23 protein-coding genes, 3 tRNA genes and 2 other annotated features are annotated in these 23,563 nt (G+C 42.7%); of the genes, 2 read left to right on the plus strand and 24 right to left on the minus strand.

Annotated features, from left to right (window positions below; all coding sequences use genetic code 11):
• Positions 1-169: 169 nt before the first annotated feature.
• The 7 genes from bcp to ACESPO_RS02595 all read right to left on the minus strand — a co-directional run bounded on the left by bcp (position 170) and on the right by ACESPO_RS02595 (position 7,032).
• Entirely contained in the window at positions 170-628 is a 459-nt protein-coding gene (gene bcp, locus ACESPO_RS02565; RefSeq protein ID WP_009262544.1) for a thioredoxin-dependent thiol peroxidase, read from the minus strand.
• A gap of 32 nt (positions 629-660) precedes the next feature.
• A complete protein-coding gene (metA, locus tag ACESPO_RS02570) occupies positions 661-1,581 on the minus strand; it encodes a homoserine O-acetyltransferase MetA (RefSeq protein WP_412935734.1) in 921 nt (306 codons plus the stop codon).
• A 2-nt stretch (positions 1,582-1,583) separates the two neighbouring features.
• On the minus strand, positions 1,584-2,975 hold the full coding sequence (locus tag ACESPO_RS02575; protein ID WP_120091520.1) for an AI-2E family transporter: 1,392 nt from the start codon (positions 2,973-2,975) through the stop codon (positions 1,584-1,586).
• A 135-nt stretch (positions 2,976-3,110) separates the two neighbouring features.
• Positions 3,111-3,431: a DUF1540 domain-containing protein gene (locus ACESPO_RS02580; RefSeq protein WP_008976012.1), complete on the minus strand. Its 321-nt coding sequence runs from the start codon at positions 3,429-3,431 to the stop codon at positions 3,111-3,113.
• Between the two features lie 108 nt (positions 3,432-3,539).
• The gene (gene thrS, locus ACESPO_RS02585; protein WP_016439088.1) at positions 3,540-5,471 is read right to left on the minus strand and encodes a threonine--tRNA ligase; all 1,932 of its coding nucleotides are present in this window, start codon (positions 5,469-5,471) and stop codon (positions 3,540-3,542) included.
• Positions 5,472-5,577: 106 nt separating this feature from the next.
• Positions 5,578-5,780: a binding site (T-box leader), on the minus strand.
• Between the two features lies 1 nt (position 5,781).
• Complete coding sequence (locus tag ACESPO_RS02590) at positions 5,782-6,507, minus strand: YdcF family protein (protein WP_009262549.1); 726 nt, start codon at positions 6,505-6,507, stop codon at positions 5,782-5,784.
• Between the two features lie 24 nt (positions 6,508-6,531).
• Positions 6,532-7,032: an SEC-C metal-binding domain-containing protein gene (locus ACESPO_RS02595; protein ID WP_008976016.1), complete on the minus strand. Its 501-nt coding sequence runs from the start codon at positions 7,030-7,032 to the stop codon at positions 6,532-6,534.
• Positions 7,033-7,249: 217 nt separating this feature from the next.
• Here ACESPO_RS02595 and ACESPO_RS02600 point away from each other — a divergent pair, with 217 nt between their 5' ends.
• The gene (locus ACESPO_RS02600) at positions 7,250-7,471 is read left to right on the plus strand and encodes a hypothetical protein (protein ID WP_008976017.1); all 222 of its coding nucleotides are present in this window, start codon (positions 7,250-7,252) and stop codon (positions 7,469-7,471) included.
• Between the two features lie 12 nt (positions 7,472-7,483).
• Here ACESPO_RS02600 and ACESPO_RS02605 read toward each other — a convergent pair whose 3' ends face one another.
• Positions 7,484-7,645 (minus strand): hypothetical protein, encoded by a 162-nt coding sequence (locus ACESPO_RS02605; RefSeq protein ID WP_008976018.1) that lies wholly within the window; start codon positions 7,643-7,645, stop codon positions 7,484-7,486.
• Positions 7,646-7,971: 326 nt separating this feature from the next.
• Here ACESPO_RS02605 and asnA point away from each other — a divergent pair, with 326 nt between their 5' ends.
• Complete coding sequence (gene asnA / locus ACESPO_RS02610) at positions 7,972-8,982, plus strand: aspartate--ammonia ligase (protein WP_009262552.1); 1,011 nt, start codon at positions 7,972-7,974, stop codon at positions 8,980-8,982.
• A 143-nt stretch (positions 8,983-9,125) separates the two neighbouring features.
• Here the strand turns inward: asnA and ACESPO_RS02615 are convergent, their stop codons facing one another.
• The 16 genes from ACESPO_RS02615 to ACESPO_RS02690 all read right to left on the minus strand — a co-directional run bounded on the left by ACESPO_RS02615 (position 9,126) and on the right by ACESPO_RS02690 (position 23,530).
• Positions 9,126-10,400: an adenylosuccinate synthase gene (locus ACESPO_RS02615; RefSeq protein WP_009262553.1), complete on the minus strand. Its 1,275-nt coding sequence runs from the start codon at positions 10,398-10,400 to the stop codon at positions 9,126-9,128.
• Between the two features lie 188 nt (positions 10,401-10,588).
• Positions 10,589-12,208 (minus strand): cardiolipin synthase, encoded by a 1,620-nt coding sequence (gene cls, locus ACESPO_RS02620; RefSeq protein WP_009262554.1) that lies wholly within the window; start codon positions 12,206-12,208, stop codon positions 10,589-10,591.
• A 20-nt stretch (positions 12,209-12,228) separates the two neighbouring features.
• Positions 12,229-13,623: a MocR-like pyridoxine biosynthesis transcription factor PdxR gene (gene pdxR, locus ACESPO_RS02625; protein WP_120091515.1), complete on the minus strand. Its 1,395-nt coding sequence runs from the start codon at positions 13,621-13,623 to the stop codon at positions 12,229-12,231.
• Positions 13,624-13,632: 9 nt separating this feature from the next.
• Positions 13,633-15,300, minus strand: coding sequence for a glutamine--tRNA ligase/YqeY domain fusion protein (locus ACESPO_RS02630; protein WP_009262556.1), 1,668 nt, complete (start codon positions 15,298-15,300; stop codon positions 13,633-13,635).
• 69 nt (positions 15,301-15,369) lie between these two features.
• Complete coding sequence (locus ACESPO_RS02635) at positions 15,370-16,098, minus strand: NUDIX domain-containing protein (RefSeq protein ID WP_120091512.1); 729 nt, start codon at positions 16,096-16,098, stop codon at positions 15,370-15,372.
• 151 nt (positions 16,099-16,249) lie between these two features.
• Positions 16,250-16,322 (minus strand) — tRNA-Thr (locus ACESPO_RS02640).
• 109 nt (positions 16,323-16,431) lie between these two features.
• The gene (sigH, locus tag ACESPO_RS02645) at positions 16,432-17,055 is read right to left on the minus strand and encodes an RNA polymerase sporulation sigma factor SigH (protein WP_270196911.1); all 624 of its coding nucleotides are present in this window, start codon (positions 17,053-17,055) and stop codon (positions 16,432-16,434) included.
• Complete coding sequence (rlmB, locus tag ACESPO_RS02650) at positions 17,056-17,811, minus strand: 23S rRNA (guanosine(2251)-2'-O)-methyltransferase RlmB (RefSeq protein ID WP_009262559.1); 756 nt, start codon at positions 17,809-17,811, stop codon at positions 17,056-17,058.
• Positions 17,804-18,262: a Mini-ribonuclease 3 gene (locus tag ACESPO_RS02655; protein WP_008976028.1), complete on the minus strand. Its 459-nt coding sequence runs from the start codon at positions 18,260-18,262 to the stop codon at positions 17,804-17,806. Before ACESPO_RS02655 ends, rlmB begins: the two co-directional genes overlap by 8 nt.
• Positions 18,247-19,653, minus strand: a complete 1,407-nt coding sequence (gene cysS / locus ACESPO_RS02660) for a cysteine--tRNA ligase (protein ID WP_499788435.1) — start codon at positions 19,651-19,653, stop codon at positions 18,247-18,249. The genes ACESPO_RS02655 and cysS overlap by 16 nt, the downstream gene beginning before the upstream one ends.
• Positions 19,640-20,392: a serine O-acetyltransferase EpsC gene (epsC, locus tag ACESPO_RS02665; RefSeq protein WP_016439096.1), complete on the minus strand. Its 753-nt coding sequence runs from the start codon at positions 20,390-20,392 to the stop codon at positions 19,640-19,642. The genes cysS and epsC overlap by 14 nt, the downstream gene beginning before the upstream one ends.
• Before the next feature lie 49 nt (positions 20,393-20,441).
• Positions 20,442-20,667: a binding site (T-box leader), on the minus strand.
• A 70-nt stretch (positions 20,668-20,737) separates the two neighbouring features.
• The gene (locus ACESPO_RS02670) at positions 20,738-21,961 is read right to left on the minus strand and encodes a GNAT family N-acetyltransferase (protein WP_499788436.1); all 1,224 of its coding nucleotides are present in this window, start codon (positions 21,959-21,961) and stop codon (positions 20,738-20,740) included.
• A complete protein-coding gene (ispF, locus tag ACESPO_RS02675) occupies positions 21,888-22,454 on the minus strand; it encodes a 2-C-methyl-D-erythritol 2,4-cyclodiphosphate synthase (protein WP_499788437.1) in 567 nt (188 codons plus the stop codon). The genes ACESPO_RS02670 and ispF overlap by 74 nt, the downstream gene beginning before the upstream one ends.
• 28 nt (positions 22,455-22,482) lie before the next feature.
• Entirely contained in the window at positions 22,483-23,181 is a 699-nt protein-coding gene (locus ACESPO_RS02680; RefSeq protein WP_009262564.1) for a hypothetical protein, read from the minus strand.
• A 176-nt stretch (positions 23,182-23,357) separates the two neighbouring features.
• Positions 23,358-23,431: transfer RNA gene (locus tag ACESPO_RS02685), tRNA-Met, on the minus strand.
• Between the two features lie 25 nt (positions 23,432-23,456).
• A tRNA-Met gene (locus tag ACESPO_RS02690) sits at positions 23,457-23,530 on the minus strand.
• Positions 23,531-23,563 lie beyond the last annotated feature (33 nt).

A 23,563-nucleotide genomic window follows, 5' to 3' on the forward strand; every position in this document is an offset into this window, starting at 1 on the left:
CTGTATCCTTCCCACTACTAGGGCGGATTAGGAACTTTCATCCATTAGCGACGTGCGCCGCAAGGCGCACACAAAAAGAGAACTTAGAAGGAGTCCCCTCAGACTCTCCCTTCCAGTTCTCTTTTTTCATAACATTATTTGACATGCATTGCGTAGACCCTTTACGCAACTACTCTTGCAAAATTTCCAGCATTTTCTCCGGATCTTCTGCTGCTTTCACCTTATCATTTGCCCGAATGATTACACCTTCTTCATCAATAAGATACGTTGTTCTGACCACTCCCATGGAAACTTTTCCATAATTCTTTTTTTCTTTCCACACATCATAAGCTTTTATAACTTCTAATTCAGTATCTGACAAAATCGTAAATGTTAACCCTTGTTTTTCTTCAAATCGCTTATGCGATGCAATGCTGTCCTTGCTGATTCCAAGCACAACTGCGCCTTTTTCTTCAAACTGCGGATATCGTTCACTATAGCCACATGCCTGTTTTGTGCAGCCAGGTGTATTATCTCTTGGGTAAAAATACAAAATAACCTTTTTCCCTCTATAATCTTTTAAACTATGCATCTCTCCATTTTGATCTGGAAGTGTAAATTCTGGTGCCTGAATACCTGTTTCTAACATAAGATCTCTCCCTTCTTTTTTCTCATTCCGCATTAAAATGGTGTCCCTATCAGATCATACGGTGTAATCTGGTACACATAGTAATTCAGCCAGTTTGTATACAGATCATTGGCATGTGACCGCCAGGATAACACCGGTCTTCTCTCACAGTCATCTTCCGGATAATAATTTTTAGGAAGCGCTATCGGAAGTCCCTTTTCTTTATCTCTCATATACTCTGTGTGGAGCGTCATCCGATCATATTCGGGATGTCCCATCACAAAAATCTGTCGGCCATCCTCTGCCATCACAAGGAAAACTCCCGCCTCCTCAGACTCTGCCAAAATCGTAAGACGCTCATCCGATTCAATTTGATCTTTTGGGATAGTCGTATGTCGGGAATGCGGAGCCATAAAATAATCATCGAACCCTCTCACAAGCGGAATTTTTCGATTTTTCACGCGATGTTCAAAAATCCCGAATAGTTTTTGCTCCAGCTGCACCTTCTCCAATCCATAATGATAATAAAGTCCCGCCTGCGCTCCCCAACAAATATGAAACGTAGATGTCACATGTGTTTTCGTCCACTCCATAATCTCTTTTAATTCTTCCCAGTAATCCACTTCCTCAAATTCAATCTGTTCTACCGGCGCTCCCGTAATGATAAAACCGTCAAATTTTTTCTCCTTGATTTCTTCAAACGGAACGTAGAACTGATTTAGATGACTGGTGGCGGTATTTTTTGATTCATGGCTGGAAACGTTGACAAATGTCACATCAACCTGAAGAGGTGTATTGGACATAGAGCGAAGGATCTGAAGTTCTGTGTCTTGCTTCAGCGGCATCAGATTCAAAAGTCCAATTTGGATCGGACGAATGTCCTGATGTACCGCTCGATATTCATCCATAACAAATATATTTTCCCGCTCCAATATTTCCTTTGCAGGAAGTTCATTTTGTACCCGAATCGGCATCTTTACTTTTCCTCCTCTTTTTCACAATCTTCTTTTCCTCGCACCTGCACTTCTCCGATATTCTGCTCATCGTTGCTTCCATGGATAAACTCTCCGGATTCTGCATCTACATAGCTGGTATCATCGTAGACAGCAGAGTCTGTCGGCAAATGCTTTTTCTCCAAATTCTGGTTGATAAACATTTGGAACAGATAATAGATCACTGCAAATGTTGGCACTCCCATAATCATGCCGGCAAATCCGAACAATCCTCCTCCAAGTAAAATCGAAAAGACTACCCAGAACGCAGACAGTCCGGTAGAATCTCCAAGAATCTTTGGTCCGATGATATTTCCATCCAACTGCTGCAAGAAGATAATGAACACCAAAAAGTAAAGTCCTTTGATCGGATCTGTCAACAAAAGCAGTATCGCACTTGGGATCGCACCGATGTACGGCCCAAAAAACGGAATCACATTTGTCACACCGACGATCACACTGACCAAAAGAGTATACGGCATATCAAGAATGCTTAATCCTATGAAACACAGCACCCCGATAATTGCAGAATCAATGATCTTTCCAATGATAAATCCACCGAAGATCTCATTTGATTTTCTCGTAATATGTAATACCAGATTTGCCTTTTCTGGTTTGAGCACTGCATATACTACTTTCCGTGACTGTCCTGCAAATGTTTCTTTGCTAAACAATACATACACAGAAACAATGATTCCGATCACGATATTCATCAGTTCATTGACAACGCTGATGACTCCTTCAGTCAGACCGGAAATCCATATATTGATCTGTCTTAGGAGATCACTCCGAATCCAGTTTTCAAAAAACGCAGTTGTTTCTGTGAGCACATTTTTTGTGATCAGCGCAAGGGTAGAATCGTCAAATTCCATCTCACTTAACCGTTCCATCCATTCATTGAGCTGTTCCGGCACAGTGTAAACCATATTTCGAATACTTCGATATAACTCCGGCAAAATCATATTGCATAACGCAACAATCAATGCCCCTGCAAAAAGCAGTGCGGTAAAAATCCCCACACCTCTCGCAAACTTTTTCAATCTCTCCTCTTTTTTTATCTTTCCCTTTAACAGCTTCACAATAAAATTTTCTACCATCTTCATAAGTGGGTTCAACAAATATGCCAAAACAAACCCATAGATGATTGGTTTCAAAATCTGAAAGATTTTTCCAAGAACGCCGGAAATATGACCAAATCTTAAAAATGCAAAATAAAACACAATGCTGGCTGCAACGACGAGGAATGCTGTCATCCCCCTGTTTAAATGTTGCTGCAATTTAGAAGTGGTTCTCTTTGTCAGCCGTGGTTGCTTATGATAAGGACTGTTATCTGTTCTCTCTTCCCGAGAATCCTGCTTTTTTTCCTGTTCTTCCATTTTCCCGCTCCTTTCCTTTTTTCATATGAAATCATTATACCCTCTGCCATACCACGCGTCAATACGCTCACACTACGAAAAGGCACCGCCAGATCTCTTGTATCTGACGATGCCTTTTCTTCCTGATTTTTCACTCTATTCGCAGACAGCACAGAACGTAGCACATTCTGTCTCCTGACAGTGGCATGCATTGCTTCCTTCCACACTGATCTTTCCGGCATGACATTTGCAGGATTCATTATACTGACAGTCTGTCGCCTTACAGTCGATCGTGCTTGTCGGAGAAGCAGTCCCCGTCACATTGGAATAACTGTCTCCTTTTCTTTCCTGAAAGCTGTCGCAGCAAGTCTCCTCTGAGCGCTTTGCTTTGTTTCCGCCTACTTCAATCTTATCCAGATTACATAAAAATTGCTGATTGTGTACACAAGTCTGTACGGTACATTTTAATTCTGGCATGTTGCTACCTCCTTGTTTGATTACTGTTCACAAACATAGTGTTTCCGCCAAAAACATTCCTATACTTCTTTTCTGATTTTTTTACAGACTTTGTGTCCTCTCGCAGATTTATTTTCCTTCTTCCAATTCTACTTTCCGAATTGTTCTGTTCTTAATCTCCTCTGTGATCTCCGCAATAAATGTATCCAGGCTTCTCTGTCCTTCATCTCCAAGGAAACGGCTTCTGACAGATACCACTCCTTCTTCTTGCTCTTTTGCTCCGACAACGAGCATGTACGGAATCTTATTCAGACGCGCATCACGGATCTTATATCCGATTTTTTCTGAACGTTCATCTACAGAGCAACGGATCTTTGCTTCTTTGAGTTTTGCTGCAACTTCATTTGCATACTCATGATATTTTTCGGAGATCGGAAGTACTTTTACCTGTTCCGGTGCAAGCCATGTCGGGAATGCTCCAGCAAAATGCTCGATCAGAATACCAATGAAACGTTCGATAGATCCAAATACCACACGGTGTACCATGATCGGTCTGTGTTTCTCACCATCTGCTGCAATATATTCCATCTCAAAACGAAGCGGAAGCTGGAAGTCTAACTGGATTGTTCCACACTGCCATGTTCTTCCAAGTGTATCTTCCAGATGGAAATCAATCTTCGGTCCGTAGAATGCCCCATCTCCTTCATTGATCACATATGGAAGCTGCAGCTCATCCAGTGCAGAGCGAAGCGCATCTGTTGCGATATCCCAGTCTTCCTGGCTTCCCATGCTGTCTTCTGGTTTTGTAGATAATTCTACATGGTATTTAAATCCGAACAGACTATATACTTCATCAATCAGTCTTGCAACCCCTTTGATCTCATCTTTGATCTGCTCTCTTGTCATGAAGATATGTGCATCATCCTGTGTGAAGCTTCTAACTCTCATCAGACCGTGGAGTGCACCTGATTTTTCATGGCGGTGTACTGTTCCAAGTTCTCCCATACGGAGTGGAAGATCTCTGTAAGAGTGTGGTTCTGTCTTATAAACAAGGATTCCTCCTGGACAGTTCATTGGTTTGATTGCAAAATCTTCCTCATCGATCACTGTTGTATACATATTTTCTTTGTAATGTGCCCAATGTCCAGATGTCTCCCAAAGTTGTTTATTTAACATAATCGGTGTAGAAATCTCTACATAACCTGCACGTGTATGCACTTCTCTCCAGTAATCGATCAGTGTATTTTTTAAGATCATTCCCTTCGGAAGGAAAATAGGGAATCCCGGTCCTTCCTCCAAGATTGTAAACAGTCCCAGTTCTTTTCCTAATTTTCTGTGGTCGCGCTTCTTTGCTTCCTCAATTTTTGCAAGATACTCATCAAGATCTGCTTTTTTTGTAAAAGATGTTCCGTAAATTCTTGTGAGCATCTTATTTTTCTCGCTTCCTCTCCAATAAGCACCAGCGAGACTTGTCAGCTTAAATGCCTTGACAGATTTTGTGCTGAGTAAGTGTGGTCCTGCACAGAGATCTGTAAATTCTCCCTGCTTGTAGAAAGAAATCACTGCATCTTCCGGCAGATCTTCAATCAGCTCCACCTTATACGGCTCTTCTTTTTCTTTCATCAATGCAATCGCCTCTTCTCTCGGAAGTGTAAACTGCTCAATTTTCAGATCTTCTTTGACAATTTTCTTCATCTCTTTTTCGATTGTTTCCAGATCTTCTGTTGTAAACGGAACTTCTCTGTCAAAATCATAGTAGAAACCGTCATCAATTGCCGGTCCGATTGCAAGTTTTGTATCCGGAAACAGTCTTTTTACTGCCTGTGCAAGAATATGAGATGTTGTGTGGCGGAACGCATGTGCTCCCTCCTGACTTTGGAATGTATGAATTGTCAGTTCACAATCCTGGTCGATCTTTGTGCGAAGATCGATCACTTCCCCGTCCACTTCTCCTGCTGTCGCCATTCTTGCAAGCCCTTCACTGATATCTGCTGCAATCTCATATACAGACTTTGCTTCACTGTATTCTTTGACAGAACCATCTTTTAATGTAATTTTCATTGTTTTTTCTCCTTTTCTATTTTTATTGTTTTTGTTTCTCCTATTGATCGTGTTTTCCGTTCTTCTGCCAAACAGAAAAATCCCTTGCAGCACAGATCTTGATACTGCAAGGGACGAGTATTTACTCGCGGTTCCACCCTGATTGAACTGGCTTTTGCCAGAACCACTTTCTTGATGATAACGGAATCACCGGGCTGTTTTCAGCCACTCCGAGGTAGTTTTCAGATGCTTCTGTAATAAGAAGTTTCCAGCACAAGACTTCTCTCTCTGTAATCTTCCACATCCTACTCGTCTCATCTACGTATTCTCTCTATTCTTTTGTAAGATACATTCGCATCACTGCGAAAAATTCTCTCACCATATAGTTTAAAAATAAAATTGGATTACATCCTGCTGCAATTCCATACAATCTTGTATAGCCAATCTGTCTCCCAAGCAACAACGACCGATAAATATGAAAATTGTTGGATACAATTCCGATCCGGTCGTCCATACTGTCTACAAGCAGCGCACTGTATTTCAAGTTTTCATAAGTATTTCTCGACTTTTCCTCCAGAGAGATCTGTTCCTCAGCAATACCGTGTGAAACAAGATACTGTGCCATCGCAAACGCTTCTGTCACATCTTCTCCCTTCCCCTGACCACCAGATACGACCACTCGTGTCTCCGGATTCTCTTTCAAATATGCTACTCCTCTATCCAGCCGTCTCTTCAAAGAATTGGTAATCTTCTTTCCTCTCACCTGTGCGCCCAGCACAATGATCACGTCCAGCTTCTTAGGCGGCAGTGTAAGCATTGCAGAGCAGATGATCACCTGTACTGCAAAGAATACAAAATAGGCGATAAAATTCAATGTAAGCAATATGTACTGAAGCCATCTTGGGCTAAAATGTACAATTGCTGCCAATAGGAAATTGAACACCGCAAACACTATCCAGAACGCAGCAAATGTAGAATTCCATTTTCTTGTATAATAGCAGATAAAAAGATAATAGACAATCGCTAAAATTCCTATGACGATAAATCCTGTATGCATCTTCTCACCTCTTTACCCAAGCTGTTATTTTCCACAGCACTTTTTATACTTCTTACCACTTCCGCATGGACATGGATCATTTCTTCCGATCTTCTTCTCTCTGCGAATAGTACCGGATGCCTTTTGCTCTCTGTAAAGCTCCTTTTGTTTCTCTTTTGTGAAGATCTCGTCCCACTGTGGAAGTTCATATAACCAGTCTGCTTTTGCATCGACCATGTTCTTATATAATTTTTCTTTATCAAAGTTTAAGTTCACGATCGTATCTTCTTCCATTGTCTCGATCGGGTTTTCTACTTTCAGACTTTCATTGATTCCATCTAAGAATCCTACCATAGTAAATACTTCTACCTGATATTTCTCTGCAAGTTCCTTTACAGTTCCTCTGACTTCCTCATCTGGATTAGAGAGAAGCTGCTCATAGATTCCTCTCTCAATCTGAAAATATGTCGTCCAAAACTTCTGTAACTGTGTCTTATCCATCTCCTGCGAATACGCAGTAGCTCTCCATTGTTCTAATAAACTCATTTCTACCAATACTCCTTTGTATGTGATTTCGTACGTCCTATTATATACTATTTCTTTTCTCTTTTCAAACATTTTTCGATATTTGCCTACTTTTCCTCTTACTTGTCAAATTCACAGAAAATACCTTCTTATGCTTATTTCTTTTCTTCATTTGCTTTTTCGTGTGTTTTCCTATATAATAGAGCAAATATCTTGTTTAGAAACGGAGTGTCCTACTATGAAAAAATTCAAACGGATCTTTGCATTGGCAGGTGTGATCTTGCTCTGTGCGCTCTATGCGAGCACACTGCTCTTCGCTTTCATTGATCGTTCTCAGTCTCTTGATCTCTTAAAGGCATCCATTGCAGCTACAATCATACTCCCTGTATTTTTATATGCCGCAATGCTCTTTCATCGTCTTTCCAAAAAAGATGATGATCACGATCAAGAAGAAAAATAAAAATCTACTATCTTATATATAAAGCTCTGCCAGCATCAGTGCAGAGCCTTTTTCTATCACGCTTTGCGGATTGTGCTTTCCTCTTTCTTCCTGTTCCCTGATCTGCTGACGTTTGCTCAAATATTCTTCGATTGAAATAACTTCCTGTGGATTCTGTCTTCGCTTTGTCAACATTTTACATACCTCCTTTTTACTTCTTTTTCGTTTCTGACTACTTCTCTCTTATTCTTTCTGTCAACTTTATTATTCTATTCCACGCTCCCGGAAAATATGTCTTTTTTCATTGTTTTTCTCAAGTTTTCACTTGATAACTTTATTATAAATCGAAATTGTGACATCCCTATGACAGATCTCTAAACCCTTTCTAATCTAATTATTAAGATTTTCTAATGTATTTTCTAAGTTTTTCTGCATTTTCCTTGACATTTTTCCTGAGTATCCCTACACTAAATCTCATCAACAAAGCAAACATAAAATTTTAACAGAAAGGTTATGGTATCATGGAACAATTTATTTTGCCTGAAGGCTATCACTCTCCACTCACAATCCGGGAAACGGAAGTTGCGATCAAGGAAGTCAAAGATCATTTTGAGCGCGCGCTTGCCAAATCCTTACATCTCACCCGTGTTTCTGCTCCTCTTTTTGTAAAACCAGAAAGTGGTCTGAATGATAATCTCAACGGAACCGAACGTCCGGTTTCTTTTGGAATCCGGGAACAGAACGATGCTCCTGTGGAGATCGTACACTCTCTCGCCAAGTGGAAACGATATGCTTTGAAGCGCTATGATTTCCACTCCGGCGAGGGACTCTATACTGATATGAGTGCAATCCGCCGCGACGAAGACACCGACAACCTGCATTCTCTGTATGTAGACCAATGGGACTGGGAGAAGATCATCTCCAAAGAAGAACGGAACACAGAAACACTTCTCTACACAGTCCGGAAAGTCTATGCTGCCTTAAAAGAAACTGAGGAATTTATTTCCCGCAGATACAATTACATCGAACCGCTTCTCCCGGAAGACATTACTTTTATAACTGCTCAGGAACTAGAAGATCTATATCCCAAGCTTTCTCCAAAAGAACGAGAATACAAAATTGCAAGAGAGAAGAAAGCGGTCTTCCTTTCGCAGATCGGTAAGACTCTTGTCTCCGGGAAGCCGCACGATGGACGTGCTCCTGATTATGATGACTGGGAATTGAATGGTGATATTCTCGTGTATTACCCGGTGCTTGACGTAGCGCTGGAACTTTCCTCCATGGGGATCCGTGTTGACGAAGCCGCTTTAAAGCGGCAGCTGAAAATCGCCGGCTGCGAAGACCGTGCCGAACTGGATTTTCAAAAATCTCTTCTCAACGGAGAGCTTCCCTACACAGTCGGTGGAGGAATCGGTCAGTCTCGGATCTGCATGTTCTACCTCAGAAAAGCCCACATCGGTGAAGTGCAGTCTTCCATTTGGACCGAAGATACCCTTCGTTTGGCAGACGAACACCAGATTCAACTTCTCTAAAATGACTTCCCTGTAAAGCAACAAAACATGCCGGAATATTTTACCATTTCCTATTGGAAATCAGCTTTTTCCGGCATGTTTTTTCTAAAATTCTATTCTAAGTTTGTATCATTGTTTTCCGATAAACATCCACGCCAGCCTTCTTAGCGGTAGATGATCTCATCTCTTCCCGGTCCGTTAGAAACCATCGTAATCGGATAACCGATCTTCTCCTCAATAAATTCGATATATCTACGACAGTTTTCTGGAAGATCTTCATAGCGTTTAATTCCCCGGATATCGCATTTCCATCCTGGAAGTGTCTCTAGAACCGGTTTTGCACGCTCCAGCAAATAGGTCGGCGGGAAGTCCGTTGTAATCTCCCCGTCAATGTCGTAGGCAACACATACTGGAATCTCATCGAGATATCCAAGTACATCTAAGACAGTAAATGCAACATCTGTTGTTCCCTGAAGTCTGCATCCATACTTGGAGGCAACCACGTCAAACCATCCCATACGTCTTGGACGTCCGGTCGTTGCACCAAATTCTCCTCCATCTCCGCCTCTTCTTCGAAGCTCATCTGCCTCTTCGCCAAAAATCTCACTGACAAATGCTCCTGCTCCAACAGCACTTGAATATGCCTTGCAGACAGTGATGATCTGCTTGATCTCATACGGTGGGATTCCTGCTCCGATCGCACCATATGCCGCAAGTGTTGAGGAAGAGGTAACCATTGGATAAATTCCATGATCTGGATCTTTCAGAGAACCTAACTGTCCTTCCAGAAGAATTTCTTTTCCTTCCTTGATCGCATTGTGCAGATACAGGGACACATCGCATACATATGGAGCAACCATCTTTTTATAGCTCTGCAATTCTTCGTAAAGATCTTCTGGACGAAGTGCCGGTTTCTTATATAAATGCTCTAAAATAACATTCTTCTGTTCACAGACACGAACAACTTTTTCTTTTAACAATTCATCGTCAAATAACTCACTAACCTGAAATCCGATCTTTGCATACTTGTCTGAGTAAAACGGAGCAATTCCTGATTTTGTAGAACCAAAGGATTTTCCACCCAATCGTTCCTCCTCATACTGGTCAAACAGGATGTGATAAGACATGACAATCTGTGCTCTGTCAGATACTAAGATCTTCGGCGCCGGAACTCCTCTGTCAATGATGGACTGAATCTCCCCAAAGAGCACAGGAATATTAAGTGCAACCCCATTTCCGATAATACTTGTCGTGTGATCATAAAAAACTCCTGACGGCAATGTGTGAAGTGCAAACTTTCCATAGTCATTGATGATCGTATGTCCCGCGTTTGCTCCGCCCTGAAAACGAACGATAATGTCCGCTTTCTCTCCAAGCATATCTGTAATCTTTCCTTTTCCTTCATCGCCCCAGTTTGCTCCTACTACTGCTTTTACCATGTCTTATCCTCCTAATCGATAAATGTCTTATTTTATCTTCTTATAAACATTTACAAGCTCTGCTTATTTACTACGCCAACGATTATACTATACTTTTTTCTTGATGTAAAATATTTTTTTGAAAACTTTTCAAAAACTTTTTTAAAAACCTTTATACAAAGTTTCATACAAAATCTGTTCACAATCTCCTACATCAATGGAGCAATCAGACGCAGCACTCTTCCTGCTACTGTCATCACTGTTCCTCTTGTCCGAAGATCCATCACACTTACTTTCTGACATTTTTTCAATGTCTCCTGAAAATCTTTTTCAATATTCCAGACAACCGGATTGTTGTAAATAAAGGTTCCACACTCAAAATGAAGATACAGACTCCGATAGTCCAGATTGATGGTGCCGACCGTCGCCGTGTCATCATCAGAAACAAAAACTTTTGCATGGACAAATCCCGGTGTGTACTCATAAATCTGTACTCCTGCCTCGATCAGCTCTTCATAGTATGTCTTTGCTACTGCAAATGCATACCACTTATCCGGAATGTGCGGCATAATGATGATGACTTCAATTCCACTTTTTGCGGCATACGTCAGATTCGTCACCATCTCATTATCCAGGATCAGATACGGTGTCATAATGTGCACATATTTCTTTGCATGATTTAAAATGTGAAGGTAAACTTGCTCTCCAATGTTTTCATTGTCGAACGGACTATCTCCATAAGGCAGTACATACCCCAGTTCTCTGTGCAGTTCCTCCTGAACCGGAGTCAGATATTTTTCATAATCTTCTTTCTGATGTTCTGTGACATTCCACATCTGCAAAAACATGATCGTAAAATTCTGTACCGCATCTCCCTTGATCATGACCGCTGTATCTTTCCAATGTCCAAACCGTTCTTTCTGATTAATATATTCATCTGCCAGATTGATTCCGCCTGTAAATGCCGTATGTCCATCGATCACGCAGATTTTCCGATGATCTCTGTTATTCTGGTGCGTGGAAAGAATTGGCTTGATCGGACTAAACATCTTGCATTTGATTCCTTTTTCCTGAAGTGTCTCCGGATAATGATACGGCAGAAGCGCGATACAGCACATCCCATCATACATAAATCGGACTTCCACCCCTTCTTTCACCTTTTCTTCCAGGATTTCCAGGATGCTATCCCACATAATTCCCTGTTCTACGATAAAGTATTCCATGAAAATGAATTTCTTTGCCTGTCGAAGTTCCGTTTTCAACTGCTCAAACTTATCTTCCCCCAGCGGGAAATATTTGACACTTGTGTTCCGCTTAATCGGATATCCTGCCTGCCGTGACATATAATGTGCCAAATTTGCGTTGGCTGGTTTGGATACTCTAAGATCTTCTATGATCTCCTCATCCTGCTCCATATATGGCTTTGTCTCAAGCGAGAGATCCTGGAGCCTTTTCCCGATAAACCGTGTTCCAATCTGCACACGGGTAAACAGATAAAATAACATTCCTACGATCGGAATCGCCATTACAAACAAAATCCAGGACATTTTAAATGCCGGATTTTCCTTTCGATTGATAATATAGATCACGACAGCACTGCCGAGTATCAGCAGTAAAAGATACATTACCGGCGCATATTTCACGAGACTTGTAAACATCTCAAACAACAGTACCACCTGAAAAATAAGAAGCAGAAATACAAGTGCAGTCCTGCTAAATACGATATGAAAAATCCCTTTCTTCGTTTTCTTCTTTACTTCCATCCGATTTTCTCTTTTCCCTTCTCTTTTATCATTTGCCTTTTCCAATTGACAAAAGGAGGCTGCCACAGTAAGCCTCCCCCTTTTTGTCATTCCAATAATTTTTCTGCCAGAAGCGCTGCCCCTGCCCGGATTTCTTCTTCCGGTAAGTTTGCGAATCCAAGGAGGATCGTACAACTTCTCTGCATCTTCTGCGTCTCAAATGTCGACAATCCATAAATCCGTATTCCACCCTGCTTCGCTTTTTTGACGGCATCCCCTTCGCTTCTCCCATCGTGAAACGTGAAAAGCAAGTGAACTCCCGCATATTCTCCGCTGACAGAGCCAATGGAAAGAAGTGGTTTCAGTGCATTTAAAAGCGTATCGTGACGACTTTTATAGAGTGCACGCATTCGATTCAAGTGCCTTTCATAGTACCCTTCTGCCAGAAATCGCTCTACGATTTTTTGATCAATTTTCGACACGGTCGAATTGATAAACCGATATTCCCTCTCATAAACGCAAAGCAAACTCTCTGGAAGAACCATATAGCTCATACGGAGTGCCGGTGCAATCGACCTTGAGAACGTGCCAAGATAAATAACCCGCTCATGAATGTCGTACCCTTGCAGCGCCGGAATCGGTTTCCCTTTGTAGCGAAATTCACTGTCATAATCATCTTCGATAATATAACGCTCTCCTCTGTCTGCCCACTTAAGCAGCTCCAATCTTCGCCGGATTGGCATCACAACCCCCAAAGGGAACTGATGTGACGGCATTACATATGCAACCTGCGCGCCGCTCTTTTCCAGAAGATCTGTCCGCATGCCACTGTGATCCATCGGCACTGTGCACACTTCCTGAGACAAGTTTGCAAACAGACGGTAAGCCTGTTTATATGTCGGTGTCTCAAAGGCGACTTTCTTGTCTTTTCCAAGAATATTGATCAAAAGCATCAAAAGGTAATCATTCCCCGCCCCGACAATGATCTGTTCCGGGCGGCACCTGACTCCTCGCGCCTGATGCAGATAACTGCTGATCGCACTGCGCAGCCCATACTCACCCTGCGAATCTCCAAGGCGAAAGGTCTCTGCACGATCATCCAGAAGGACTTCGCGGGAAAGTTTTCTCCACACCGCATAAGGAAAGCTTTTCAGATCGATTCCGCTCGGTGAAAAATCATAGCGATACTTTTCTCTCTGCTCTTCCTGGCGCTCTGTTCCCGGTTGCTCTTCCCTTCGGAACTGATATACTCCATCAATCTGTGCGACAAATACGCCTTTTCGAGGCTTTGTCTCAATATATCCCTCAGAGAGTAACTGCTCATATGCAAGTTCTACAGTACTTCTGCTAATCTCCAGATATCTCGCAAGTGACCGTGAAGATGGCAGCTTTACTCCACATGCAAGCCGGCCACTCTGAATATCTTCTTTGACATACTGATAAATCTGCTCATACAGCGGAGTAACCGACTGTGGATCAAGACTGATCGTCAATTCCTTCATTTATATCTCCTATTTCGGCAGTCTGAAAGAGCTCTTCAGCGATACGATACGATTAAATACAAGCGCATCTGGTCTGGAATCTTTTGCATCTACGCAGAAATAACCATTTCTCACAAACTGGAAGCTGTCATAAGCCTGTACACCATCGAAACTTGGTTCCAGATAGCAATCTTTTAAAATCGTAAGTGAATTTGGATTTAAGTTCAAGGAGCCATCCTCTTTGTTATATACTCCCTTTTCTTCATCTACAATATTTTCGTACAGACGAAGTTCTGCCTTTGTCGCATACGGTGCCGGTACCCAGTGGATCGTTCCTTTTACTTTTCTTCCGGTAAATCCGCTTCCACATTTTGTCTCTGGATCATAAGTACAATGTACTTCGATCACGTTTCCATTTTCATCCTTTACAAAGCTTTCACATTTTACAAAATATGCATGCATGAGGCGTACTTCATTGCCCGGGAACAGACGGAAATATTTCTTCGGAGGCTCTTCCATAAAATCTTCCCGTTCAATATAAAGTTCACGGCAGAACGGAACCTTGCGGAATCCAAGCGCTTCATTTTCCAGATTGTTGGCAACATCCAAATATTCTACTTCTCCTTCTGGATAGTTGTCGATGATCAGCTTGATCGGATCCATCACTGCCATCATACGAGGCTTCTTCATTTTCAGATCCTCGCGGATACAGTATTCTAACATCGCATAATCCACAGAGCTGTTGCTCTTTGACACCCCACAGAGCTCCACGAACATTTTAATCGATTCCGGTGTAAATCCTCTTCTTCTAAGCGCTGCGATGGAAACTAATCTTGGATCATCCCATCCATCCACAATTCCATCTTCGACCAGCTTCTTGATATAACGCTTTCCTGTCACAACATTCGTCAGATACAGTTTTGCAAACTCAATCTGTCTCGGTGGATGATCAAACTCACATTCTCTGACTACCCAGTCATAAAGCGGTCTGTGATCTTCAAATTCCAATGTACAGATGGAGTGGGTAATCTTCTCAATAGCATCCTCGATCGGATGTGCGAAATCATACATCGGATAGATACACCATTGATCTCCGGTATTGTGGTGCGTCATGTGTGCTACACGGTAAAGAATCGGATCTCGCATGTTGATATTCGGTGATGCCATATCAATTTTGGCACGGAGCACTCGCTCCCCATCTTCAAATTTTCCGTCACGCATTGCCTCGAACAATTCTAAATTTTCTTCCACAGAGCGATCTCTGTATGGACTGTTTTTTCCCGGTTCTTTTAATGTCCCACGGTATTCTTTGATCTCTTCTGCTGTCAGATCACAGACATATGCCTTGCCTTTTTTGATCAGCTTGACTGCACATTCATACATCGCTTCAAAATAATCAGAGGCAAAGAACAGATTATCTTTCCAATCTGCGCCAAGCCACTTAATGTCTTCTTTGATGGAATCGACGAATTCTACTTTTTCCTTTGTCGGGTTTGTATCATCAAAACGCATATGGAATGTTCCATTGTATTTCTGTGCAAGACCATAATTTAACAGAATGGACTTTGCATGTCCGATATGTAAATATCCGTTCGGTTCCGGAGGGAATCTTGTGCAGACGGTATCATACACTCCTTCTTTTAAATCTTTGTCTATTTCCTGTTCTATAAAATTTTTAGAAACTACTTCGTTCTCCATTGTCATCCTCCTCGTTTTCATTCATGCTCAATATCTTACCATAAAATAAAATTGATAACAAGGTAGATTTTACCTGCCCGCCGAAATTCTTCCTTCCATTCTGCCCTGCAGTTTTAAAAGTGCCTGCACAAGGATCGCACTGTGATCCACCGCAATCTTCCCCGGCTCCCGCACCCGATAGGAGACTTCCTGGACCAACTCTCCCCTGCAATTTTTCTCTACAACTGCAGTCGTGTCAATCTGTTTCTCTTCATTAAATAACTGAAGCTGATAGACTTGCAGACTTGTGTCTCCATTCCTCTGTTCCTCCACGCAAGACAATCGGATCTTACACCACGCAGCATCAGCCGCATCGTCCCCGGCCTCGATGGAGATTTCTTCTCTGTTTACAAGCGCCATGTACGCAGTTGTGATCACTCTCGTGCGCGGATCCCGGTCCATCGCACCATAAACTGCAATCTGCTCCATGCAGAGTCCGCTGACACCTGTCTCTTCTTGAAGTTCTCTCCTTGCAGTCTCTTCCAAATCTTCTCGGAGATTGATAAATCCTCCCGGAAGTGCCCAGAATCCGATGCTTGGATGGTTACTTCTCTTTACAAGAAGTACCTCAAGCGCATTGACATCTCTAATCTGCTCTTCCATTCCTCTGTATGAAAATACTACCGCATCCGTCGTACACGATGGCGTCTCATATCTATACGGCTGATACCCCTCCAGAAATTCTTCCAATGTCTGTCCATCCTTGTTCCGCTCGCCGGTTCCTCTAAATGGCTCAATATTTTCCAAAAACGATGCCATCCTATTTCCCTCCATTTCGTTTCTTTATCCGACCTCTCTGATTGTTCCCGCTCCACGTACTCTATACACAGTTTACCATCAATCAAGTATGAAGTCTATGTAATAAAAAAGAATAAGAACTTTTAAATCAAAAATTCTTACTCTCTCCTGAAGCTGCCTAGGGGACTTGAACCCCCGACCTCCGCCTTACCAAGGCGACGCGCTACCGACTGCGCCAAGGCAGCATATTTTACTGTCAACATTGATACTATACCGAAAAACACTCTCCTTGTCAAGAGGAGAGTGTTTGATTTTCAATTATTTTTGTATGTTTCCTGGCACATGCACCATGCTTCATTCTTTCTTATGGTTTAAAATTCCTTGTGCCTTGCTTTTAATCCTCTGCAATGCATTATCTACTGCTTTGGGACTTTTCCCGATCAATTTCGCGATCGTCTGGTACTCCGTGCCGAGCAGATGCAAGTATAAGACACGGTTTTCCAGATCACTGAGCTGTTCTTTGAGCATACTTTCTGCCTGCCGGAAATATTCCTTATTCAGGAACAATTCTTCCGGGTTGTTCTCCCTATCCGGCTGGATCGTATCAATCAACGGCGGACGCTTGTTTTCCTCAGACGCATCTCCCTCCTCGTAAAGAGAAACATAAGAATTCAGAGGAATATGTTTTTTTCTCTTTGATGCCTCAATCGCACTGTACATCTGTCTCGAGATGCATAGTTCTGCAAAGCTTGCAAACGAACTTTCCAGCGCAAGATCATAATCCCGGACCGCTTTAAAAAGTCCGATCATCCCCTCCTGGATCAGGTCATCATTTTCTCCTCCGAGGAGAAACATCGCCTTTGCCTTTTTTCGCACGAGATATTTATATTTTTCCATAATGAAATCCATAATCTCAGACTCTCCTTTCCGGAGAGCCGCGATCAGCTGCTCATCTGTCATTTTCTCATACGTTTCCATCTATCCACGCTGCCTTACGATCTCATACGCCAGCACTCCTGCTGCCACCGATGCATTTAAGGAATCAATATCCCCTTTCATTGGAATGGAAGCAACAAAATCGCACTTCTCCTTCACAAGGCGGCTGACTCCCTCTCCCTCGTTTCCAATCACAAGACCAATCGGACCAGTCAGATTCATCCGGTACATGGACTCTCCGCCCATATCTGCACAGACAAACCAAAGTCCACGCTCTTTTAACTCTTCCATCGTCTTTGCAAGATTTGTAACCTTTGCCACAGGAGTATAATTCAATGCCCCTGCCGAAGTTTTCGCTACCGTCGCTGTAAGTCCTACTGCTCTCCGCTTCGGAATGATCACCCCATGTGCACCGGCAAGATTGGCTGTACGGATGATTGCTCCAAGATTGTGCGGATCCTCGATATTATCAAGCAGAATGAAAAACGGATCTTCCCCTCTCTTTTCTGCAAGCGCAAACATATCTTCAATCTCAGAATATTCATAAGCCGCTGCATGCGCAATGACTCCCTGATGCTTCCCGGTTTCTGACAGCTGATCCAACCTTTCCTTCGAAACGAAATTTAAGATCGTATCGTGCTTTTTTGCCTCACGAACAATCGTGCGGACCGGTCCGTCCTGACATCCATCAAGGACAAATAACTTATCTACCGGTTTTCCCGAACGGAATGCCTCCAGCACTGCATTTCTCCCCTCGATTGTCAGTGACTTGATTTCTATCTTTGTTTCCTTACTCATCTTTGTTCTCCTCTGTATTCAAACTTTCTAATCCCAATCGAATCAACTCAACCATCCGCGTCCAGTTCTTCTCCAGATACAGATACCCCATAAGTGCCTCAAACCCTGTAGCTCTCCGGTAATCTGTCACAGATTGGTTTTTTGCCGGGGAAACTGACTTGGAATTTCTTCCTCTCTTATAAACAGCCAGCTCCTCCTGAGTCAACACTCCCTGAAGTGTCCGCATCATCTTTGACTGCGCAGATGCCTGCACAAGAGCACTCGTCTCTTTGTGCAGTTTCTGTACTTGTTTATTTCCTTCATTGATCACGATCGTTTTGATGATCAGATCATAAATACTGTCCCCAATATATGCCAGTGTCAGTGGAGAGTATTCCCGGATATCTACTTCTTTTAAGGAAAATGTCTCCTGCATACAGGAAAACAGATCTTGTTCTATGCTCTTTTCCATTTTACTCCTTCTCTTGTATCTTCCAAAATAATTCCTTTTTCTAACAACTCGTTACGAATCTCATCTGCTCGCTGGAAATTCTTTGCTTTTCTCGCCGCCTGCCGTTCTTCTATTAATGCTTCGATATCTTCTGCAAGAAGTTCTTCTTCCTTCACTACAATGATTCCGAGAACATCGGACAAATGTACAATGCGTTCCAGAAGCGCGCTGTCATATGCCTGAGAAGAAGTTTCATCTGCTGTTGTATTTGCAAATTTTACAAGCTCAAAAATTGCCGCAATGGCATCTGCCGTATTAAAGTCATCTTCCATTGCCTCCTCAAACGCAGTGACAAACTTCTCAGTTTCCTGGATTTGTACTTTCTCGGCATCGGTCATCTCCCCATTCTTTGCGTTTGCCGCAAGATATTTCAAATTCTCTGCCGCCGTAATGATACGCTCCAGTCCGTTTTTAGAAGCCGCCATCAGTTCCGCGCTAAAGTTTAGCGGACTTCTGTAATGTGCACTCAGCATAAAGAAACGGAGCACCTGCAGATCATACTGTTCTGCAATCTCACGCACCGTACGGAAATTCCCGAGTGATTTTGACATTTTTCGATTATCGATATTTAAAAATGCATTGTGCATCCAGTATTTTGCAAACTCTTTCCCATTGGCCGCCTCGCTCTGTGCGATCTCATTTTCATGATGAGGAAATACAAGATCCTCTCCTCCCGCATGGATATCGATCTGATCACCCAAATACTTTTTGGACATCACTGAGCACTCGATATGCCATCCCGGACGGCCGTCACTCCACGGTGATTTCCAGAAAGGTTCTCCCTCTTTCTTCGGTTTCCAAAGTACGAAATCAAGCGGATCCTCCTTCTCGTCTTCTCCTGTTACAAGAAGAGATCTTCCGCCGGATCGTAAATCATCCAGATTTTTATGAGACAGCTTTCCGTAAGGCCCAAATTTTCTTGTGCGGAAATATACCGTTCCGTTTTTCTCGTAGGCATATCCTTTTTCGATCAGCTGCCCGATCATCTCGATCATTCCATCAATCTCCTGTGTTGCCAGTGGATGGGTCGTCGCCGGCTTGACATTCATGCCTTCCATGTCCTTTTTGCACTCTGCGATATATCTCTGAGAGATTTCCTCCGCAGATACATATTCCTCGATCGCCTTCTTAATAATCTTGTCATCAACATCCGTAAAGTTTGATACGAAGTTTACCTCATATCCTTTGTATTCAAAATATCTTCTCACTGTGTCAAATACGATCATCGGTCTTGCATTTCCAATATGAATAAAATTGTATACCGTCGGTCCGCAAACATACATACGAACTTTCTTCTCTTCTAACGGTACAAATTCTTCTTTTTTCTTTGTCAATGTGTTATACAGTTTCATCTTTCTTCCTCCTGCTCTTTTTCTTTTTTGCTTTTGGCTTTTTTTCGTCTTTTTTCTGCCTCTTTTTCTCTTCTTTTTCCAAGCGGCATTGCTGCAGACTTTGCTTTAACTCCATCACTTGATTTTTCAGACGAAGATTTTCTTCTTGTAATGCGTGAATATCAGTAAGAACCGGATCCGGCAAATGGATCTGATCCAAGTCTGTCCGCGGTATCTTTTCGCTGCCCATTCGGACAATTCTGCCCGGTACTCCGACAACCGTACAATTCGGCGGCACTTCTTTTAACACAACAGACCCGGCGCCAATCTTTGCATTTTCTCCGATCGTAAAAGAACCAAGAATCTTCGCTCCGGCACTGACCATCACATTATCCTCCAAAGTCGGATGCCTTTTCCCTTTTTCCTTTCCAGTCCCTCCAAGTGTCACTCCCTGATACAGGGTGACATTATCGCCAAGCACTGCTGTCTCACCAATGATCACTCCACTTCCATGATCGATAAAAAGTCCCTTTCCGATCACTGCACCCGGATGAATCTCTATTCCGGTCTTTCTTACTGCCCTCTGAGAAATCCACCTGGCCAGAAAATAATGCCTGTTCTGGTACAGCTTATGCGCTGCCCGGTAATGAAGGATTGCTTTAAAACTCGGGTATAAAAACACTTCTGCAGTTGTCTTGATCGCAGGATCCCTTTCTCGGATCACCGCAATCTCCTCCCTGATGTAAGAAACCATTCCCATCCTGCTGCCTCCTTCTGATTTCCCATATAAAACAAAAACTCCATCTCCCTAAAGAGACGAAGTTTATCCGCGGTTCCACTCTTCTGAAAATCTGCCCATTGTTCAGACTTTCACTTTCACGCATGTAACGTATGCCAACGTATCTGGCTACTTTCTTTCGCCGGATCAGCTCCCGAATGCACTTCACAGACGCTTTCCTGAAGTGTGCTTTCAGCCGGTGACACACTCTCTCTGTCAGTTCCAAATCTATTACTCTTTTCGTTCTCAGCCTTTTTCATGATATCTATACATCAGTGTATGCAATAAAATCGTTTTTGTCAACCGTTTTCTTCGCAAGCAGCAGCTTCAGACAATTTCATTTAAAAAGACACCGTCTGCAGGTTCGATTTTATTCAAATCTTTCTGCAGTACTTCCGGCAGCTTTTCTTCCGTATAGGGTACCCATCCAAAAAGAATCTGTGTCAGAGCTGCAATCGAAATCTGCCGATCTGTGTCATTTTCTTTTGCTGCTGTGCTGACTGCAATCTTTGTCCCATCGCTTTCCAGCAAAAATCTCCTGTTATTTTCTTCCAGAATCGGATCTGTCACTTCTACTGTAAAGGAAAATGTTGTCCTTGGACGAAGACTCTCAAAAAATCCCGGAAGATAAAGAAGTCTTGCCATAATAAGCGGTCTGTCTCTCTCTTCGGTCACACTTTTTTTAATATTGTGTACATCCAGATTCCAACCATCACAAAAAATCGCCTCGTTCCCTTTTGTCAGCCAAAATACTGCCTGAGGAAGTGCCTCTTCCTCTCCTTTCTTCAGAAGCGGTTCCCGGATTTCATAGGTCTCCTCTTTTGCAAAAAAGAAACTTCCGACAAGCTTTCCATTTTTTTCGATCATACCAATCCCACCATGCTCACTCTTCTGTTCCGCAAGCATCCTCCGATAATACTGCTCCGTACGGACAGCCACAACCTGATATGATTGCCGCAGAATCTCTTCTGCAAACTCTGCAAGCTTTCTGCAGTCTTTTTCAGATGCCTCCCGCATCTCATAGATATTTCCCCGAAGTTCATGAGATACCGACCTCTCCTTGCTTCCACAAACTTTTCCGCCCCTCTGTCGGTAAATATATCGAAAATCGTAAGGGTGATATATACTCTCCGCTGCGGGCATTAAAAAAGTAAACGGTTCTTTTCTGGCATACATCTTTTTTAGAGATGCCTGCAAAAGTGCGCCCATAAACCCACGCTTTCGGAATCGCTCCTCTGTTGCCACTGCGATAATATAGTGTGTCAGAAATTCAGAATCGTTGATCCGCATTTCATATGGATTCAGCTGGATCATCGAACAGATCTGATGCTCCTGCTCAATCACATACATCTCATTGTCCAACGTCTTCACTGTATAATAATAATCAAGAAATTCTTTTGTATCCTCTGCAAATACACGTTCCCACAATTCTCTTGTCCGTCCGTGTTCTTCTCTTTGAAGCATTCTCACTTCCATCTTATCGCTCCGTTCCTTCAGACGTCTTCCGGCATCCTCCACACCCCTGGCAGCCGCCTGCACCTTCTTCCGCAAATACCTGATAGCTCATAGTACGCATACTCTCGATTGCACAGATTGCCTGAGAGGAGATCCCTTCTCCGCTTCCGGTAAATCCAAGCCCCTCCTCCGTCGTTGCCTTGATATTGATCTGCTCTTTCTCAAGTCCAAGTACCTCCGCGATATTTTCCCGCATCTGTTCAATATACGGAAGCATTTTCGGACGCTGTGCAATAATCGTCGCGTCAATATTCTCAATCAAATACAATTTTTCCTCCAGAAGTTTTCCGACATGTTTTAACAATTCCATGCTGGAAATCCCTCTGTATCTCTCATCTGTATCCGGAAAATGCTTCCCGATATCTCCAAGTGCTGCCGCTCCCAAAAGCGCGTCCATGATCGCATGGAGCAGCACGTCCGCATCCGAGTGACCAAGGAGCCCCTTTTCATACGGAATTTTCACTCCACCAAGAATCAAATCTCTTCCTTCTGTCAATTTGTGAACATCGTAACCAAGTCCTACACGCATAATGGCACCTCTTTCTCTGTTATTCTTATTATTTTCTCTGTGGCATTGGGCTGATAGAGGCCTGTCTTCTCGGGAACATTTCTTTGGAAGTTTCTGACTCTTCTTGATGTTCCTGCACCTTCTCCTCTGTCACTTCTTCTGTCACTTCCTCTTTTTCTTCCTTTTCATCTATCTGTACGATATCCTCGTCTTCTTCCTGCTCCTCATCCATTTCTTCTTCAGAACCGTCTTCTTCTGTTTCCTCCGGCAAATCTTCTTCCGGATCAAGCGGCTCTTCGTTTAAATCGTCTTCCTCAATCTCGTCCTGTGATGTTTCTTCAGATTCCGCTTCCTGCACAGCCTCCTCTTCTTGGACAGATTTCTCCTGCGATTCCAAGTTTTCCTGTTGATCCTGTTCCTCTTTGGCACTTTCTGAGAGATCCTGGAAATTGATATTTGAATTTCCCTCCGACATTCTTCTGTCCGTCTGTTCGATTTCCCCGTTCTCCTCGGATTTTTTGTTTTTCTGTTTCCAGAACTCAATATCCACTCCATATTCTTTCAGCAATGCTCCCACAGAAAGATAGAGTACGGTTCCACCTACTGCCATAAAGAAAATGCTGACGATGATCATCAGTACTTTTTCATTAGGTTCTGTCTGAAGAACACCGATCAGAAGGGAAATTCCGATATAAAGAATATATCCGCCTGCCAGCATTTTTAAAATCATTCTGCTTTTGTCGTTCATCTTTCTTACTCCTCTGTCGAAAAGGCTGTTGCAAACCGGAATGTTTCCTTTTGTAACAGCCTTTTTGTATTTATTTCTTTTATTGTACTTGAAAACAAAAAAAACATCAAGAAAAATAAAAAAAACCGAAGAATATTCTCCCGGTTTCCTTTGATACTTCTCTATACTTTTGATAGTAGCGGGAACAGGATTTGAACCTGCGACACCACGGGTATGAACCGTGTGCTCTAGCCAACTGAGCTATCCCGCCATATATTTATATAATTTTTTATAAATAGCGGGAACAGGATTTGAACCTGCGACACCACGGGTATGAACCGTGTGCTCTAGCCAACTGAGCTATCCCGCCACATATAATCTCCTATGAAATGCTTTCATATAA

The sequence above is a fragment of the Coprococcus sp. HPP0074 genome (assembly GCF_964238105.1).
GTDB lineage: Bacteria > Bacillota > Clostridia > Lachnospirales > Lachnospiraceae > Faecalimonas > Faecalimonas umbilicata.

Excerpts from the sequence above, each read along its gene's own strand:
- bcp (WP_009262544.1), bottom strand. The coding sequence starts at position 628 with ATGTTAGAAACAGGTATTCAGGCACCAGAATTTACACTTCCAGATCAA.
- metA (WP_412935734.1), bottom strand. The coding sequence starts at position 1,581 with ATGCCGATTCGGGTACAAAATGAACTTCCTGCAAAGGAAATATTGGAG.
- ACESPO_RS02575 (WP_120091520.1), bottom strand. The coding sequence starts at position 2,975 with ATGGAAGAACAGGAAAAAAAGCAGGATTCTCGGGAAGAGAGAACAGAT.
- ACESPO_RS02580 (WP_008976012.1), bottom strand. The coding sequence starts at position 3,431 with ATGCCAGAATTAAAATGTACCGTACAGACTTGTGTACACAATCAGCAA.
- thrS (WP_016439088.1), bottom strand. The coding sequence starts at position 5,471 with ATGAAAATTACATTAAAAGATGGTTCTGTCAAAGAATACAGTGAAGCA.
- ACESPO_RS02590 (WP_009262549.1), bottom strand. The coding sequence starts at position 6,507 with ATGCATACAGGATTTATCGTCATAGGAATTTTAGCGATTGTCTATTAT.
- ACESPO_RS02595 (WP_008976016.1), bottom strand. The coding sequence starts at position 7,032 with ATGAGTTTATTAGAACAATGGAGAGCTACTGCGTATTCGCAGGAGATG.
- ACESPO_RS02600 (WP_008976017.1), top strand. The coding sequence starts at position 7,250 with ATGAAAAAATTCAAACGGATCTTTGCATTGGCAGGTGTGATCTTGCTC.
- ACESPO_RS02605 (WP_008976018.1), bottom strand. The coding sequence starts at position 7,645 with ATGTTGACAAAGCGAAGACAGAATCCACAGGAAGTTATTTCAATCGAA.
- asnA (WP_009262552.1), top strand. The coding sequence starts at position 7,972 with ATGGAACAATTTATTTTGCCTGAAGGCTATCACTCTCCACTCACAATC.
- ACESPO_RS02615 (WP_009262553.1), bottom strand. The coding sequence starts at position 10,400 with ATGGTAAAAGCAGTAGTAGGAGCAAACTGGGGCGATGAAGGAAAAGGA.
- pdxR (WP_120091515.1), bottom strand. The coding sequence starts at position 13,623 with ATGAAGGAATTGACGATCAGTCTTGATCCACAGTCGGTTACTCCGCTG.
- ACESPO_RS02630 (WP_009262556.1), bottom strand. The coding sequence starts at position 15,300 with ATGGAGAACGAAGTAGTTTCTAAAAATTTTATAGAACAGGAAATAGAC.
- ACESPO_RS02635 (WP_120091512.1), bottom strand. The coding sequence starts at position 16,098 with ATGGCATCGTTTTTGGAAAATATTGAGCCATTTAGAGGAACCGGCGAG.
- sigH (WP_270196911.1), bottom strand. The coding sequence starts at position 17,055 with ATGGAAACGTATGAGAAAATGACAGATGAGCAGCTGATCGCGGCTCTC.
- rlmB (WP_009262559.1), bottom strand. The coding sequence starts at position 17,811 with ATGAGTAAGGAAACAAAGATAGAAATCAAGTCACTGACAATCGAGGGG.
- ACESPO_RS02655 (WP_008976028.1), bottom strand. The coding sequence starts at position 18,262 with ATGGAAAAGAGCATAGAACAAGATCTGTTTTCCTGTATGCAGGAGACA.
- cysS (WP_499788435.1), bottom strand. The coding sequence starts at position 19,653 with ATGAAACTGTATAACACATTGACAAAGAAAAAAGAAGAATTTGTACCG.
- epsC (WP_016439096.1), bottom strand. The coding sequence starts at position 20,392 with ATGGGAATGGTTTCTTACATCAGGGAGGAGATTGCGGTGATCCGAGAA.
- ispF (WP_499788437.1), bottom strand. The coding sequence starts at position 22,454 with ATGCGTGTAGGACTTGGTTACGATGTTCACAAATTGACAGAAGGAAGA.
- ACESPO_RS02680 (WP_009262564.1), bottom strand. The coding sequence starts at position 23,181 with ATGAACGACAAAAGCAGAATGATTTTAAAAATGCTGGCAGGCGGATAT.